Below are 15,846 nucleotides of genomic sequence, written 5' to 3' on the forward strand. Positions count from 1 at the left end.
ACGTCGTCGAGCTCTGCTGGCCCGTGTCACCGGGGACCGCACCGGCTAACTCGCCCACCTCGAACTGCGCCTCGAAGCCACCCGCCGCCCGGCCCTGTACGCCTCGTACACCGCGTCGGTGCGCGGCGAGCTGGACTTCGGCATGCGGTTCCACCGTGAGGCGGGCCTCCCCGGCGGCGAGGAGACGGTCATGGTGCTCTACCTGGCCGTGCAGGGCCTGCTGTTCGAACACCTGACCCTGCCGGACGTCCTCGACGGCGCCCCCCAAGCCCCGACGCCCCGAAGACCCGGCGGACCCCGCACACCGTGGGGATGTGCGGGACCCGCCGAACACCCGAAGGCACCGGCACCGCGCGGGGTCAGGTCCGCACGGCACGAGACGACACCTCCGGAGCATCGACCGCCGCTCGGCCCCGCCTCAGCTGCTGCGGCGCGTCACGAATTCGGCCAGTGCGAGCAGGCCGCCGGCCGACTCCGGGTCAGGGACCGCGCGGGAGAGTTCGTGCATGGCCCTGGCCATACGGTCGGCGGCTTGGATCTGCGCCCAGTCGCGCCCACCTGCCCGCTCCACGACCGATGCCGTGCGCTCCAGGTCCCCCTCCGTGTACGGCAGTCCGTACAGCTCGGCGAGTTCGAGAGCCTCCAGGGTGCCGGAGGCGAGGGCGGCGACCACCGGGAGGGACTTCTTGCGGACCATGAGATCCGCTCCGGCCGGCTTGCCGGTGTGGCTCGGGTCGCCCCAGATGCCGATCACGTCGTCGATGAGCTGGAAGGCCAGGCCGGCCTCCCGTCCGAACGCGTCCAGGGCCTTGACGTCCTCCTCACCGGCGCCCGCGTACAACGCGCCCACCGCACAGGCACAGCCGAGCAGCGCGCCCGTCTTCGCCTCGGCCATGACGAGCACCTCGTCGAGAGTGACCTCCTCCGGCCGGCGCCCCTCCAGCTCGGTGTCGGTGTGCTGGCCGGCGCAGAGTTCCACGACACAGGCCGAGAGCCGGGCTGCGGCCGCGGTCGACGCCGGATGCGGGTCCTGGGCGAGCAGTTGCTGGGCCAGGGCCTGGAGTGCGTCCCCGGCCAGGATCGCGTCGGGGATCCCGAACACGGTCCACGCGGTGGCCCGGTGTCTACGCGTGGTGTCCCGGTCCATCACGTCGTCGTGCAGCAGCGTGAAGTTGTGCACCAGCTCCACCGCGGCGGCGGCCCTCACGGCGGTGGACTCGCGCCCGCCGAGGGCGGCGACGGCGGCCAGGACCAGCGCCGGGCGTATCGCCTTGCCCGCGTTCCCCGTGACCGGGGTGCCGTCCGCGTCCTCCCAGCCGAAGTGGTAGCGCGCGACGCGACGCATCGAACCCGGTAAGGACCCGACGGCCCGGCGCAGTTCGGGATCGACCGACAGCCGCGCCTGTTCCAGGATTCCTGCCGCCTCGTGTCCGTCAGGTCCGCTTGCCGCGCCCACCCGGCCGGCCGACCCGCCGGCACCGGCGGGGCCCCGCTTCGCCTCCGTCGCGGACTCACCCATGGGGTCGCCCGGGAGGGGCCGCGGAGGGCGGCGGTTCCGCTGTGCGCGGGCGCGTGCTCGCGAGATGTCCCCGCCCGGTGGGGCGGGGACACGGCGTCCGTTCGGACAGGGTCACCGCCAGCGGCCGATCTCGACGTTCTCCAGCACGCCGAGCGCGTCGGGGACCAGGACCGCGGCCGAGTAGTAGGCCGTCACGAGGTACTTGATGATCGCCTGTTCGTTGATGCCCATGAACCGGACGGACAGGCTGGGCTCGATCTCGTCGGGGATGCTCGCGGCCCGCAGACCGATGACGCCCTGGTCCTCCTCGCCGGTACGCAGGGCGATGATCGACGTGGTCCTGGCCTCGGTCACAGGGATCTTGTTGCACGGGTAGATCGGCACGCCCCGCCAGGTGGGGATGCGGTTCCCGGCGATGTCGATGGTCTCGGGGACCAGTCCACGCTTGTTCAGCTCGCGGCCGAACGCGGAGATCGCACGCGGGTGGGCGAGGAGCATCTTGGTGCCCCGGCGGCGGCAGAGCAGCTCGTCCAGGTCGTCCGGGCTGGGCACGCCGTCGTGGGGCTGGAGCCGCTGGTCGTACTCGCAGTTGTGCAGGAGGCCGAACTCCCGGTTGTTGATGAGCTCGTGCTCCTGGCGCTCCTTCAACGCCTCGACCGTGAGCCTGATCTGCTGCTCGGTCTGGTTCATCGGCTGGTTGTAGAGGTCGGCCACGCGGGTGTGGATGCGCAGGACGGTCTGGGCGACGCTGAGTTCGTACTCGCGCGGCGCGGCCTCGTAGTCGACGAAGGTGTGCGGGATGTCCGGCTCGCCGCTGTGGCCGGCGGCGAGGTCGATCTCCTTCTCGCCGTACTTGTTGGTGCGCTGCGACGGGATCGAGCGCTGTTCCTGCAGGTGCTCGCTGAGCGTCTCGGCGCGCTCGGCGAGTTGCTCGACGGCCTGACGCGGCAGGACGAGCACCGTGCACGCGGTGACCGCGCGAGCCGTGTACTCCCAGATCGCGTCGGGGTCGAGCAGTGCCTGCTCGCCGAAGTAGGCGCCGTCGGCCAGTACGCCGAGGACCGCGTCGTCGCCGTAGGGGCCGGTGCCGATCTTCTCGACCTTGCCGTGCGCGAGCAGGTACACCTCGTCCGCCTGGCTGCCGAATTCGGCCAGGACGTCGCCGGGCGCGAACTCCCGCTGCTCGCACCGCTGGGCCAGCTCGCCCAGGACGTCGATGTCCTCGTAGGTCCGCAGGGCCGGCAGTTCGCCGAGCTCCGCGGGGATGACGGCGACCTGGTCGCCGGTCTTCACAAAGGTGACGCGGCCGTCGCCGACCGCGTAGGTGAGCCGCCTGTTCACCCGGTACGTGCCGCCCTGCACGTTCACCCACGGCAGGGTGCGCAGCAGCCAGCGCGAGCTGATCTCCTGCATCTGGGGCGTGGACTTCGTGGTGGTGGCCAGGTTCCGGGCAGCGGCCGTGCCGAGACTCTGCTGCGGCCTGTCCTGCTGCGAGCGAACCTCTTCGCCTACCGACATGCGGATTCCCCTCCGGGTATGCACTGACAGCACTGATCGCGGTCACCGATCTCGCGATCCAGCCTTGCATCACGGAGCGTGCCGGTGCTATTACCCGAAAGAGCGGGAATGGATCTTCGCAGACTGGGCATGTCGGCTGTTTCTGTCGACCACTCGCATCCCCGTACGAGCCCCGGCCGAATCTGACCGGATCCATCCGTGCGCCCCCTCGTCCGCCTGGCCCGCACCGCGAGTTGGGGTACACACCGCGTACGAGGCGGTCACGACCAGCGGCCGTCGCATGGCACGAAGGAGTCGGCCATGGCCCCACCCATGTCCGCGAGCAGGTTTCTCACCGTCCTGAAGAACGAGGGCGTCCGGGTCGTCGAGGTCGGCGACTGGGAACATCACAACCGCAACCATGTGGGCCCCTGGGGGCCCGTCCACGGCGTGATGATCCACCACACCGTCACCTCCGGCAGCGAACGCACCGTCCGTATCTGCCGCAACGGGTACTCGGGGCTGCCGGGCCCGTTGTGCCACGGCGTGATCACCAAGGACGGCCGGGTGCACCTCGTCGGCTACGGCCGGGCCAACCACGCCGGCCTGGGCGACGACGACGTGCTGCGGGCCGTGATCGCCGAGAGGCCGCTGCCCGCGGACAACGAGGCCAACACGGACGGCAACCGCCATTTCTACGGCTTCGAGTGCGAGAACCTCGGCGACGGCGAGGATCCCTGGCCGGCGGCGCAGCTCGAGGCCATCGAGCGGGTCTCCGCCGCCGTCTGCCGCCACCACGGCTGGAACCAGCGATCCGTCATCGGGCACCTCGAATGGCAGCCCGGGAAGGTCGACCCCCGGGGATTCACCATGACCGGCATGAGAGAACGCGTCCGGGACCGTCTGAAATCCGGGACCGTCTGGTAGAGGGCCCGGCGGCGGGCGCGTCCGACACCCACCGGTCATGTGTCCGACAATGGGTACGTGACCGGCCAGCCCTCCGCCCCCGACGACCTCACCAGCGTCCTGAAGCCCAGGCTGCCGTCACCCCTCCAGGAGATCGCGGACGAACGCTTCGCCCGCCACGGCCTCCGGTTGCTGCTCAAGCGCGACGACCTGATCCATCCGCGGCTCGTCGGCAACAAGTGGCGCAAGCTGGCCCCGAACCTGCGCGCGGCGGCGGGCCGCCCGCTGCTCACCTTCGGCGGCGCCTACTCCAACCATCTGCGCGCGACCGCCGCCGCGGGTCACCTGCTGGGCCTGCCCACCATCGGCGTGGTCCGCGGCCAGGAGCTGGCCGACCGCCCTCTCAACCCCTCCCTGGCCCGCTGCACGGCGGACGGCATGCGGCTGCACTTCGTCGACAGGTCGACGTATCGCCACAAGTCCGACCCGGCCACACTGGTCGCCGTCCTGCGCGCCGCCGACGCCGACGGCGCGTACGTGGTCCCCGAGGGCGGCAGCAACGCCCTCGCCGTCACGGGCTGCCAGGACCTCGGCGCGGAGCTGCGCGGCCGGGCCGACGTCGTGGCCCTCGCCTGCGGCACCGGCGGCACGCTCGCCGGACTGGCCGCGGGGCTGGCCCCCGACCAACGCTCCCTCGGCATTCCGGTTCTCAAGGGTGGCTTCCTCGACGAGGAGATACGACAGCTTCAGCACAGGGCGTTCGGCGGGCCGCGCGGCGACTGGAATCTCGACGACCGCTTCCACTTCGGCGGTTACGCACGGAGCTCACCCGAACTGGACGCCTTCGCGGACGACTTCGAGACGCGCCACCACCTCCCGGTGGAACGTCTCTATGTCGCCAAGTTGCTCTACGGACTCGTCGCCCTGGCGGCGGAGGGCGCCTTCCCGCGCGGGACGACGGTCGCCGCGGTGATCACCGGCCGCCCGTTCCCGGAGCCCTCGGCCCCGGCATGACCGGAAAGGCCGGCCCTAGGCCCTGTCGTCACATTCCCGCCGTCGCCCGAAGGACGGCCTGGCGGCGTCGTGGGGGTACCTCCCGGTCGAGCACAGCCGAGACCGGGGGAGCGTGCTCTCGGCGTGCCGGGCAGGCGGGAATGTGACGACAGGGCCTAGCCCTAGGAGGCCTCCCGGTAGACGGCCGCCTCCTCCAGGTCCAGCCTGCGCAGCAGGGTGCGCAGCATCTCGTCGTCGATGTACCTGCCGTCCCGCAGTCTGACGAAGACCTCGCGTTCCGCGCCGATCATCTCGCGGGACAGACGGCTGTAGGTGTCGTCGACGCTCTCCCCGGTCACCGGGTTCACGGCGCCGAGCCGCTCCCAGACGGCGTTGCGGCGCCGTTCCAGGACGGTGCGGAGGCGGTCGACCAGCGGCGGCGGCAGTTCGTTGCTCTCGTCCGCGAGGAGTTCGTCCAGCCGGGCCTCGGCCGCCCGGGACGCCTGGGCCTGGGCGTTGGCCTCGGCGAGGGTCTCGGCCTGCTGGTCGCGTCCCGGCAGCTTCAGGAAGCGGATCAGCGCGGGCAGGGTCAGTCCCTGGATGACCAGGGTCCCGATGACCGTCGTGAAGGTCAGGAAGAGGATCAGGTTCCGCTCGGGGAAGTCTTCCCCGCCGTTCACGGTGAGCGGGATCGAGAAGGCGATGGCCAGCGAGACGACACCCCGCATGCCGGCCCAGGCGATGACGAACGGCCCCTTCCAGGTGGGGTCGTCCTCACGTTCCCGGATGCGCCGCGACACCATGCGCGGCAGGAAGGTCGCCGGATAGACCCACACGAACCGGGACGCGACGACCACGAGGAAGACGGCCACGGCGTACCACGTGGCGCGGCCCCCCTCGTACTCGCCCAGCCCTTCGAGGACGACCGGGAGCTGGAGTCCGATGAGGGCGAACACGGCCGATTCCAGGAGAAAGGCGACCATCTTCCAGACGGCCTCCTCCTGGAGGCGGGTGGCGAAGTCGACCTGCCAGTTGCGGTAGCCGAGGTACAGACCGACGACGACCACGGCGAGCACCCCGGAGGCGTGCACCCACTCGGCGAGCCCATAGGCGACGAAGGGGATGAGCAGGGAGAGGGTGTTCTGGAGCAGCGCTTCCTCGAGGTGGGTGCGCAGCCAGTGGATCGGCACCATCAGCAGCAGGCCCACCGCGACACCGCCGATCGCCGCCACCAGGAACTCCACGATCCCGCCGGTCCAGCTCGCGCCCTCGCCGACGGTGGCCGCGAGGGCCACCCGGTAGGCGGTGATCGCGGTCGCGTCGTTCACCAGGGACTCGCCCTGCAGGATCGTGGTGATCCGCGACGGCAGACCCACCCGCCGGGCGACCGCCGTCGCCGCGACCGCGTCCGGCGGCGCCACCACCGCGCCGAGCACCAACGCGGCGGTCAGCGGCATCCCCGGCACGATCAGGTAGGCGGCCCAGCCCACGGCGAGGGTCGCGAAGAGGACGTAACCGACCGACAGCAGGGCCACGGGTCGCAGTTGGGCCCGCAGGTCGAGGTAGGAGCTGTCGCCGGCGGCGGTGTACAGCAGCGGCGGCAGGATCAGCGGCAGGACGATCTCGGGGTCGAGTTCGTAGTGCGGCACCCCGGGCAGGTACGACACCGCGAGCCCCGCCGCGACCAGCAGCAGCGGGGCGGGCACCGGCGTGCGCCGGGCGACCCCGGCGACCGTCGCACTCCCTGCGACCAGCAACAGCAGGGGCAAAAAGTGCATCGCTTCCGCCGCCTTCGTTTCCGCGCGATGTTCCGCGCGCCCGTCGTAACCTGGCAATCATGAAACAGTGCACGCACACGGAGGCGCTGCCGCACCCCGAGCCCGATCCCCTGAGCGACACCTGCCCGGAGTGCCTGGCCGCCGGGAGCCACCCGGTGCAGCTGCGGATGTGCCTGGAGTGCGGACACGTGGGTTGCTGCGACTCCTCGCCGATGCGCCACGCCACCGCGCACCACAAGGAGAGCGGCCATCCCATCATGCGTACGTTCGAGGCCGGCGAGACCTGGCGCTGGTGCTTCGTGGACCATGTACTCGTTTGACGAACACGACCGAGACGTCGTACGACGGAACCATGTCACCGCGTGACACGTCGACGTACTCGTGTGACACGGTTCGGCGGTCCGGCGCGTGGGTACGTCAATCCGGCGCGTGCTCTTCCTATTTGAGGCCCGCAGACCTCTAGCCACCGAGCGTATTCATAGGCCTACTATGAGTGACAGCATGGGGTGGGGTCCTCAGGACCCCGAGGACACGGCGCTCGGTAGCGCGATAGCGTCACCGCTGAACCACGTAGCGCGTTACCCCGGGGGGCGACCCTCGGCCCCCGAAAAAGCTTGTACCACCTTGGAGGTGAGGGTGTCCCAGATCGCAGGCGAGCCCGGGACCCAGGACTTCGTGGAAGTCCGGCTGCCGGCCGCGGGTGCCTACCTGTCGGTGCTGCGTACGGCGACGGCCGGCCTCGCGGCCCGTTTGGACTTCACCCTCGACGAGATCGAGGACCTGCGCATCGCGGTCGACGAGGCCTGCGCGATCCTGCTTCAGCAGGCCGTGCCCGGCTCGGTGCTCAGCTGTGTCTTCCGTCTGGTCGACGATTCGCTGGAGGTCACGGTCTCGGCCCCCACCACCGACGGCCACGCCCCCTCGCGCGACACCTTCGCCTGGACCGTGCTGTCGGCCCTGGCGGGCAAGGTCTCCTCCGCGGTGGCCGACGACAAAACCGTTTCGATCAGCCTCTACAAACAGCGCGGCGCGGGACCCGGGCCGGCGTGAGGAACGGGGACGGGCCGGTGCGGGACGAAGAACGCGGCACACGGGAACTGCCCGCTGAGGACGACGGCGGTCCGAGTGGGCCGGCGCATCTGACGGACGGCGTCGACGGCATCCCCGAGCAGGCCCGGCCGCACCCGGAGGACGAGTCCTCGGCGGCGGGAGCGTCTCGGTGGGCGGAGCCGTCCGACGACGAGGTGCCCTCCGACGGACAACGGGATCCGGAGGGTGCCCTACGGAGCACCACGTCCTCACGAGGGCGGACTGGGGCCTCCCCCGCTCGAGCACAGTCGAGAGCTGGGGGAACGGTGACGGCGGGCGGGACTATGAGCGAGCACGAGCGACACGACGAGGCGGGCGCGCCGAACGCGCAGCCCGTGCGGAGCACACAGCACGACCCGCAGGACCGCAGCGGGGCGCGAGCCCTGTTCGTCGAGCTGCGCGCCCTGCCGGACGGCAGCGCCGAGTACGCGGAGCTGCGCAACCGGCTCGTCCGGATGCACCTGCCGCTCGTTGAGCACCTCGCACGCCGGTTCCGCAACCGCGGCGAGCCGCTGGACGACCTGACCCAGGTCGCCACCATCGGCCTGATCAAGTCCGTGGACCGCTTCGACCCGGACCGCGGCGTGGAGTTCTCCACGTACGCGACCCCGACGGTCGTCGGCGAGATCAAGCGGCACTTCCGCGACAAGGGCTGGGCGGTACGGGTGCCGCGTCGGCTCCAGGAGCTGCGGCTCGCGCTGACCACGGCCACGGCCGAGCTGTCGCAGCAGCACGGGCGTTCCCCGACGGTGCACGAGCTGGCCGAGAAGCTGGCCATCTCCGAGGAGGAGGTGCTGGAGGGCCTGGAGTCGGCCAACGCGTACTCCACACTCTCCCTGGACGTCCCCGACACCGACGACGAGTCCCCGGCGGTCGCGGACACCCTCGGCGCGGAGGACGAGGCGCTGGAGGGCGTCGAGTACCGGGAGTCTTTGAAGCCGTTGCTGGAGGACCTCCCGCCGCGCGAGAAGCGGATCCTGCTGCTGCGGTTCTTCGGCAACATGACCCAGTCGCAGATCGCCCAGGAGGTCGGCATCTCCCAGATGCACGTCTCCCGACTGCTGGCGCGCACCCTGGCGCAACTGCGGGAGAAGCTGCTCGTCGAGGAGTAGCGCGAGAGTCCCGGCGGGAGCGGAGAGAAGAAGGCCGCGGAGGTCGAGGAGGAGCGGGGCGAAGCGACGGTCGCGCCGGCGCGCGACCGGGCCACACCTCTCGACCACACCCGCACACCACGCTCACCTCGACGAACGCCACGCCCCCGGCGGCCGGCCGGTCGGCGATGCCCCCACAGGCACACGGGCACCGACGGCTTCGCCCTCCGCGACCGCGCGCCGGGTCCGAACACGGGTGCCGGCTCGCGACCGACGCCGGAGACCTGGCGGCTGCGCGTGGGCCACGATCAGCTGCTGACTGCCCATCCGCCCCATGGAGGACCGTCCCATGGAGGACGCCCTCGCGGGCGCGGACGTCTTCCCGGCCGCCGTCAGGCCCTCCAGGTAGCCGACCGTGCTCTCGGCGAACCGCGCGGTCGGCTCTGACCTGTCAGATGGCCCTCGCAGCAGCGATCTTCTCCTTGAGGACCGTCTCGCCCCGGTCGCCCTCCCCTTCGGGGTCGAGGATGTGTGCCGGCGCCGGGCCGGCTCCAGAAGGCCGTCAGCGCACCCGGAGTCTTCGCTCTGCGTCCGGCTGCCCCTGCCCCGGTGGGCCCCTCGGTCCAGTGCAGCCGCCGGTCCTGTGCAGCCGCCCGGCCGACCTCGCGCTCGACTTTCGCCGCCACCCACCCCAGCAGGCTTCGGCCTTCTCGTCCGCCCGGCTGCCCGGCTGCCCGGCTGCCCGGCTGCCCGGCTGCCCGCTAGGGCTTCGGTTGCTGGGTGCGGCCAGGGCCCTGGATGTCGAGGGCCTGGGTCGTGGCGGGGTTGATCAGGAGGACCAGCGCGGCCACGGCGACCACCGCCAGCGCGATGCCCGCCGGGATCGCCACGCTGTCGGCCCGCAGCAGGTTGTAGGCCACCGGCAGCGCCATGATCTGGGTGATGACGGCGGGCCCCCGGCTCCAGCTCCGCCGCAGCAGCAGCCCGCGCGCGGCGATCAGCGGCAGCAGGGCCAGCGCGATCAGGGTGATGCCGCCGGTGACGCCGGTGCTCAGGTCGTCCGCGTCACCGGTGAGGCCGACGACGAGCATGGCCCCGCCGCCCACCAGCAGGGCCACCCCCTCCAGCGCGGCCAGCGCCGCCGCGGCGGTCAGCCGCCCGGGGCGGGGCTCGGCGTCGGAGGTGTCCGGCGTGGGGGTCTGCTCAGGGCTCACCCCTGAAGGGTAGCCCTCGCCCCGTCGCCCGCTGAGCCCCCGGTGCCCGGCCCGGTTTCCGGCACATGCACCGTGGTCGCGCGCCCCCACGTGCTCATCGTCACTACCTGATCTCTCCCTTGATCCGCACCTCGGTATGGGCCGGGTACCACCCAGTAGGTACCCTGCAACTCATGCGTGCACTTCTCGTGGTCAATCCGGCGGCAACCACCACAAGCGCACGTACGCGCGATGTGCTGATCCACGCTCTCGCGAGCGAGATGAAGCTGGAGGCGGTGACCACCGAGTACCGGGGTCACGCCCGGGATCTCGCCCGCCAGGCCGCGGAGGGCAAGGGCGACATAGAACTGGTCGTCGCGCTCGGCGGCGACGGCACGGTCAACGAGGTCGTCAACGGCCTGCTGCACCACGGCCCCGACCCCGACCGTCTGCCCCGTCTCGCCGTGGTCCCCGGCGGCTCCACCAATGTCTTCGCCCGCGCCCTGGGTCTGCCCAACGACGCCGTGGAGGCGACCGGCGTCCTGCTCGACGCGCTGCGCGAGAGCCGGGAGCGCACCGTCGGCCTGGGCATGGCCTCCGGCACCCCGGGCACGGAGGACGAGGCGGTCCCGTCCCGCTGGTTCACCTTCTGCGCGGGCCTCGGATTCGACGCGGGTGTGATCGGCCGGGTCGAGCAACAGCGGGAACGCGGACGGAAATCCACACACGCCCTTTACCTGCGTCAGGCTTTCCGGCAGTTTCTGGAAGAGCCCCATCGCAGACTCGGCACGATCACTTTGGAGCGGGCCGGCGAGGACCCGATTTCCGATCTTGTGCTGTCCATAGTCTGCAACACGTCCCCGTGGACGTTTCTGGGCAATCGCCCGGTGTACGCGTCGCCTAAGGCCTCGTTCGATAAAGGTCTCGACGTGCTCGGTCTCAGCCGCATGTCGACGCCCGCGCTCGCCCGATATGGCACACAGTTGCTCACTTCGTCCCCCGAGCGGGGACCCCAGGGCAAGCACGCCACCACCCTGCACGACCTGACCGACTTCACCTTGCATTCGAAGGTGCCTCTCCCCCTCCAGATGGACGGCGACCACCTCGGACTGCGAACGAGCGTGACGTTCACAGGCGTACGCCGTGCACTGCGTGTGATTGTGTGAGCGGAACGGGCAAAAGTCCTTCCACTCGAACGTTTAGGCCAGGATCCACCCCATGGAAGTACGGCTGTGACACAGTCGACACCGAGGAATCAAAAAAAACTTTCCGGAAGGGGTTGTATCCGCCGCTGAGGTTTGCGAGTCTCTACGTGGCGCTCGGGACAGCCCGCAACACCGGCTCAAGCAAGCGCCAGAACCCCTCCTCAATCCACAGGACCACACCAGTCCGTCTGGTGATCGGCCCTTCACTTGTTGAGGGATTCGTGAAAGCGTTCACATTCACAAGCTAACGTGCATGTAATACCAAGGAGAGGTAGCAGCCATGGACTGGCGTCACAACGCCGTTTGCCGCGAGGAAGACCCCGAGCTCTTCTTCCCCATCGGCAACACCGGTCCTGCGCTGCTGCAGATCGAGGAAGCCAAGGCTGTCTGCCGTCGCTGCCCGGTTATCGAGCAGTGTCTGCAGTGGGCGCTTGAGTCCGGCCAGGACTCCGGCGTCTGGGGTGGTCTCAGCGAGGACGAGCGCCGCGCCATGAAGCGCCGCGCCGCCCGCAACCGGGCCCGTCAGGCATCCGCCTGACATCCCACCCAGCAATAGCCTGAGCTTGGCGGCGCGCACAGCGAGTGCGCATCTCCCGCCCCCGAGCCGCAGCGCGCAGTGCCCCCGGTGCGCTTAATCAGCCACGAGCCCGAGCCCCGGACCACATGATGGTCCGGGGCTCGGTGCTGTTTCGGGTACCTGTTTTGGATACGGGGACGGGTACGACGACCGTGGTGCCCCGATCCGACGAACGTGGTGCCCCGACCGGTACGGCCGCCGTACGCCCGCTACTTCTGGGCGCGCACCGGGATGTCCAGGATCACCTGGGTGCCCCGCTCCGGCGCCGGGACCATGTCGAAGGTGCCGCCCAACTCCCCCTCCACCAGGGTCCGTACGATCTGCAGGCCGAGGTTGCCCGAGCGGTGCGGGTCGAAGCCCTCGGGGAGGCCGACGCCGTCGTCCTGGACGGTGACGAGCAGCCGGGCCTCCTTGGAGGTGCCGCCCCGGACGGCCGAGACCTCGACCGTGCCGGTGTCCCCCTCGCGGAAACCGTGTTCGAGGGCGTTCTGCAGGATCTCGGTGAGGACCATGGACAGCGGGGTGGCGACCTCCGCGTCCAGGATGCCGAACCGTCCGGTGCGCCGGCCGGCGACCTTGCCCGGTGAGATCTCGGCGACCATCGCGAGCACCCGGTCGGCGATCTCGTCGAACTCCACCCGCTCGTCCAGATTCTGGGACAGCGTCTCATGCACGATCGCGATCGACCCGACCCGTCGTACGGCCTCTTCGAGGGCCTCCCGGCCGCGCTCGGACTCGATGCGCCGGGCCTGGAGACGCAACAGGGCGGCCACGGTCTGGAGGTTGTTCTTCACCCGGTGGTGGATCTCCCGGATGGTCGCGTCCTTGGTGATCAACTCGCGCTCGCGGCGCCGCAGTTCGGTCACGTCCCGCAGCAGCACCAGTGAACCGATGCGCGGACCCTTGGGCTTGAGGGGGATCGCCCGGAACTGGATCACCCCGTCGCTGGACTCGATCTCGAACTCGCGGGGCGCCCACCCGCTCGCCAGCTTGGCGAGCGCCTCGTCGACCGGGCCCCGGGAAGGGGCGAGTTCGGCGGTCGTACGGCCGAGGTGGCAGCCCACCAGGTCTGCGGCGAGGCCGAGGCGGTGGTAGGCGGAGAGGGCGTTCGGGGAGGCGTACTGGACGATGCCGTCGGCGTCGAGCCTGATCAGCCCGTCGCCGACGCGCGGCGAGGCGTCCATGTCGACCTGCTGGTCGGGGAAGGGGAACGCGCCCGCGGCGATCATCTGGGCCAGGTCGGAGGCGCTCTGGAGGTAGGTCAGCTCCAGGCGGCTCGGGGTCCGCACGGTCAGCAGATTGGTGTTGCGCGCGATGACGCCGAGGACGCGTCCCTCCCTGCGCACGGGGATGGACTCGACCCGTACGGGCACCTCCTCGCGCCACTCCGGGTCGCCCTCGCGGACGATCCGGCCCTCGTCGTGCGCGGCGTCGAGCAGGGGCCTCCGGCCGCGCGGGACCAGGTGGCCGACCATGTCGTCCTGGTACGAGGTGGGGCCGGTGTTGGGACGCATCTGGGCCACGGAGACATAACGGGTGCCGTCGCGCGTGGGGACCCAGAGGACCAGGTCGGCGAAGGAGAGGTCGGACAGCAACTGCCACTCCGACACCAGCAGGTGCAGCCACTCCAGGTCGGAGTCGCTGAGGGCGGTGTGCTGGCGGACGAGTTCGTTCATGGAGGGCACGTGTGCGAGCGTACCTGGCGGTACGGAGATGACCGGAAACGGCTGCTGGAGTGGCCGGTACGGGCCCGGGAACACCCGCGGGCCGCGGCGCCTGAGAGGGACCCTCAGCCCTCCCGGCACCGCAGCCCGGAGCAACATCGACCGTGGGGTGTGCGGTCCCAGTCGGCCGAAGGATGAGGATCCGGAGCAGTCAGGGCAGAGAGCGCCGGGTCCTCGGTCCGCCTTCCTGTGCGGGGAAGACGGAGGCTTGTCGTCGCGTGCGATCGCCGGCGGCGGGCCGCTGATCGATCACATGCTCTACCACGCATTGTTGACTAGACCACTGCGTGTGTCCATGCGTTGGCGGATGTTTGTTGTTCCCCTGTCCGACATCCGCGGACGGTCCACTCGCAGAGTAGCCCGCTTCGACCCGGGGGCGGGCCGGAACGCCGCCGCCCGGCCGGTGACCGGCCTCACGCGCGACCCCTGTGGAGAGGGGTCCACCCCTGCTAGATTGGTCTACACCACATGAAAGGTGCTTGACCCGCGGATTCCGGTCGAGTCCTCTTGAGTCCTACGTTCCAGATCGGCAGGCCAGCGTGGAAGTTGTCATCGTTCCGGATGCCAAGGCGGGTGGCGAGCTCATAGCCGAGGCGATGGCGGAGTTGCTCCGGCGGAAGCCCGACGCGTTGCTCGGGGTGGCCACGGGGTCGACCCCGCTGCCCATCTACGAGGCACTGGCGCGGAAGGTGCGCTCGGGCTCCGTGGACGTCTCACGGGCACGGGTGGCCCAGCTCGACGAATACGTGGGGCTGCCGGCCGAGCACCCCGAGTCCTACCGCTCGGTGCTGCGACGGGAGGTACTGGAGCCGCTGGGGCTCGGCATGGACGCGTTCATGGGGCCCGACGGCACCGCCGAGGACGTGGCGGGGGCCAGCGAGGCGTACGACAGGGCGCTGGCCGAGGCGGGGGGTGTGGACCTGCAGGTGCTCGGCATAGGCACCGACGGGCACATCGGGTTCAACGAGCCGTGCTCGTCGCTCGCGTCCCGCACGCGGATCAAGACCCTCACCGAGCAGACCCGGATCGACAACGCGCGGTTCTTCGACGGCGACATCGACCAGGTGCCGCACCACGTCATCACGCAGGGCATCGGCACGATCCTGGAGGCCCGGCACCTGGTGCTGCTCGCCACGGGCGAGGGCAAGGCGGACGCCGTCGCGGCGACCGTGGAGGGACCGGTGGCAGCTGTGTGCCCCGCGTCGGCGCTGCAGCTCCACCGCCACGCGACGGTCGTGGTGGACGAGGGCGCCGCGTCGAAGCTGAAGCTCGCGGACTACTTCCGGCACACGTACGACAACAAGCCGGACTGGCAGGGCATCTAGGGCGTGTGTCGAAAGTGGATCTTGAGCATGAGATGATCTTGATTCGTGGCACGTGGAGATCTGACGGACGCGCAATGGGCGGTGCTGGAACCGCTGTTGCCGAAGGGCGTGAAGCCCGGACGGCCGCCGACGTGGGCCAGGCGGCAGCTGATCGACGGCATACGGTTCCGGGTCCGCACCGGCATCCCTTGGCGGGACCTGCCCGCCGAGTACGGGCCGTGGGGCCGGGCGTACGACCTGTTCCGCCGGTGGCAGAGGGACGGTACCTGGCATCGGATCTTCACCGCGCTGCAGGCCCGGGCCGACGCGAAAGAGCTGATCACCTGGGACATCAACGTCGACTCCACGGTGTGCCGGGCCCACCAGCACGCCGCCGGGGCGAGGAAAAAGGGGAGCTGCAGAAGGAGCCGCCCGGCGGCGTCAGCGTCGAGCCGGACGACCACGGGCTCGGGCGCTCGCGCGGCGGTCTGACCACCAAGCTGCACCTGGCCGTCGAACAGGGCCAGAAGCCCTTGTCGATCGTGATCACGGCCGGCCAGCGGGGCGACTCCCCGCAGTTCGAGCCTGTCCTGAACAAGGTCCGCGTCCCGCGTCCTGGGCCGGGCAGGCCGCGCACCCGACCCAATCGCGTGCGCGCCGACAAGGCGTACGCCTCCCGGAAGAACCGCGCTTACCTGCGGCGGCGCGGGATCCGCTGCACCATCCCGGACAAGGCCGACCAGGCCCGGAACCGCAAGAAACGAGGGTCGCGCGGCGGCCGTCCGCCGAAGTTCGACCCGCAGGACTACAAGGCTCGGCACGCGGTCGAGTGCGGCATCAACCGCCTCAAAAGACACCGGGCCGTGGCCACGAGATACGACAAACTCGCGGTCCGCTACGAGGCGACCGTCCTCGTAGCGGCTATCAACGAGTGGCTGTGACCAGCACTTTCGATACACGCCCTAGGGCC

The 15,846-nt window shown here is 70.5% G+C and carries 14 protein-coding genes and 1 pseudogene; 10 read left to right on the plus strand and 5 right to left on the minus strand.

From position 1 onward, the window contains the following. Positions 1 to 13 precede the first annotated feature (13 nt). Positions 14 to 259, plus strand: a pseudogene (locus tag P8T65_RS15050) (TetR/AcrR family transcriptional regulator); the annotation flags it as partial. Positions 260 to 418: 159 nt separating this feature from the next. On the opposite strand, the gene P8T65_RS15055 reads toward P8T65_RS15050, so the two are convergent. Both P8T65_RS15055 and P8T65_RS15060 read right to left on the minus strand, forming a co-directional pair. Further along, positions 419 to 1,519 (minus strand): family 2 encapsulin nanocompartment cargo protein polyprenyl transferase, encoded by a 1,101-nt coding sequence (locus tag P8T65_RS15055; RefSeq protein WP_316725897.1) that lies wholly within the window; start codon positions 1,517 to 1,519, stop codon positions 419 to 421. Between the two features lie 111 nt (positions 1,520 to 1,630). Then, a complete protein-coding gene (locus P8T65_RS15060; protein WP_230220079.1) occupies positions 1,631 to 3,037 on the minus strand; it encodes a family 2B encapsulin nanocompartment shell protein in 1,407 nt (468 codons plus the stop codon). A 300-nt stretch (positions 3,038 to 3,337) separates the two neighbouring features. Between P8T65_RS15060 and P8T65_RS15065 the strand changes: the two genes are divergently transcribed. Further along, complete coding sequence (locus P8T65_RS15065; RefSeq protein ID WP_316725898.1) at positions 3,338 to 3,943, plus strand: N-acetylmuramoyl-L-alanine amidase; 606 nt, start codon at positions 3,338 to 3,340, stop codon at positions 3,941 to 3,943. 57 nt (positions 3,944 to 4,000) lie between these two features. After that, entirely contained in the window at positions 4,001 to 4,936 is a 936-nt protein-coding gene (locus tag P8T65_RS15070) for a pyridoxal-phosphate dependent enzyme (protein WP_316725899.1), read from the plus strand. 161 nt (positions 4,937 to 5,097) lie between these two features. Here P8T65_RS15070 and P8T65_RS15075 read toward each other — a convergent pair whose 3' ends face one another. After that, positions 5,098 to 6,693, minus strand: a complete 1,596-nt coding sequence (locus P8T65_RS15075) for a Na+/H+ antiporter (RefSeq protein ID WP_316725900.1) — start codon at positions 6,691 to 6,693, stop codon at positions 5,098 to 5,100. A gap of 59 nt (positions 6,694 to 6,752) precedes the next feature. Between P8T65_RS15075 and P8T65_RS15080 the strand changes: the two genes are divergently transcribed. The 3 genes from P8T65_RS15080 (at position 6,753) to P8T65_RS15090 (ending at position 8,894) form a co-directional block, all read left to right on the plus strand. After that, positions 6,753 to 7,013, plus strand: a complete 261-nt coding sequence (locus tag P8T65_RS15080; protein WP_316725901.1) for a UBP-type zinc finger domain-containing protein — start codon at positions 6,753 to 6,755, stop codon at positions 7,011 to 7,013. Positions 7,014 to 7,329: 316 nt separating this feature from the next. Then, complete coding sequence (locus P8T65_RS15085; RefSeq protein WP_033525425.1) at positions 7,330 to 7,743, plus strand: anti-sigma regulatory factor; 414 nt, start codon at positions 7,330 to 7,332, stop codon at positions 7,741 to 7,743. Further along, the gene (locus tag P8T65_RS15090; RefSeq protein WP_316725902.1) at positions 7,740 to 8,894 is read left to right on the plus strand and encodes a SigB/SigF/SigG family RNA polymerase sigma factor; all 1,155 of its coding nucleotides are present in this window, start codon (positions 7,740 to 7,742) and stop codon (positions 8,892 to 8,894) included. The genes P8T65_RS15085 and P8T65_RS15090 overlap by 4 nt, the downstream gene beginning before the upstream one ends. A gap of 740 nt (positions 8,895 to 9,634) precedes the next feature. On the opposite strand, the gene P8T65_RS15095 is transcribed toward P8T65_RS15090, so the two are convergent. Continuing rightward, entirely contained in the window at positions 9,635 to 10,087 is a 453-nt protein-coding gene (locus P8T65_RS15095; protein WP_316725903.1) for a hypothetical protein, read from the minus strand. A gap of 173 nt (positions 10,088 to 10,260) precedes the next feature. Between P8T65_RS15095 and P8T65_RS15100 the strand changes: the two genes are divergently transcribed. Both P8T65_RS15100 and P8T65_RS15105 read left to right on the plus strand, forming a co-directional pair. Then, a complete protein-coding gene (locus P8T65_RS15100) occupies positions 10,261 to 11,232 on the plus strand; it encodes a diacylglycerol kinase family protein (protein ID WP_060883344.1) in 972 nt (323 codons plus the stop codon). A 319-nt stretch (positions 11,233 to 11,551) separates the two neighbouring features. Beyond that, positions 11,552 to 11,809, plus strand: coding sequence for a WhiB family transcriptional regulator (locus P8T65_RS15105; protein WP_003992873.1), 258 nt, complete (start codon positions 11,552 to 11,554; stop codon positions 11,807 to 11,809). Positions 11,810 to 12,057: 248 nt separating this feature from the next. Here the strand turns inward: P8T65_RS15105 and P8T65_RS15110 are convergent, their stop codons facing one another. Beyond that, positions 12,058 to 13,524, minus strand: coding sequence for a sensor histidine kinase (locus P8T65_RS15110; RefSeq protein ID WP_184903667.1), 1,467 nt, complete (start codon positions 13,522 to 13,524; stop codon positions 12,058 to 12,060). 587 nt (positions 13,525 to 14,111) lie between these two features. On the opposite strand from P8T65_RS15110, the gene nagB reads away from it, so the two are divergent. Together nagB and P8T65_RS15120 are read left to right on the plus strand one after the other, a co-directional pair. Next, entirely contained in the window at positions 14,112 to 14,897 is a 786-nt protein-coding gene (gene nagB / locus P8T65_RS15115) for a glucosamine-6-phosphate deaminase (protein WP_184899269.1), read from the plus strand. Between the two features lie 45 nt (positions 14,898 to 14,942). Then, positions 14,943 to 15,817 (plus strand): IS5 family transposase gene (locus tag P8T65_RS15120; RefSeq protein WP_316725904.1). Its coding sequence is split into 2 segments (ribosomal slippage): positions 14,943 to 15,293 and positions 15,296 to 15,817, totalling 873 coding nucleotides; the frame shifts between segments, so codons are not numbered across the junction. The last annotated feature ends 29 nt before the right edge of the window (positions 15,818 to 15,846 follow it).

The organism is Streptomyces sp. 11x1, from assembly GCF_032598905.1.
Taxonomy (GTDB): Bacteria; Actinomycetota; Actinomycetes; order Streptomycetales; family Streptomycetaceae; genus Streptomyces.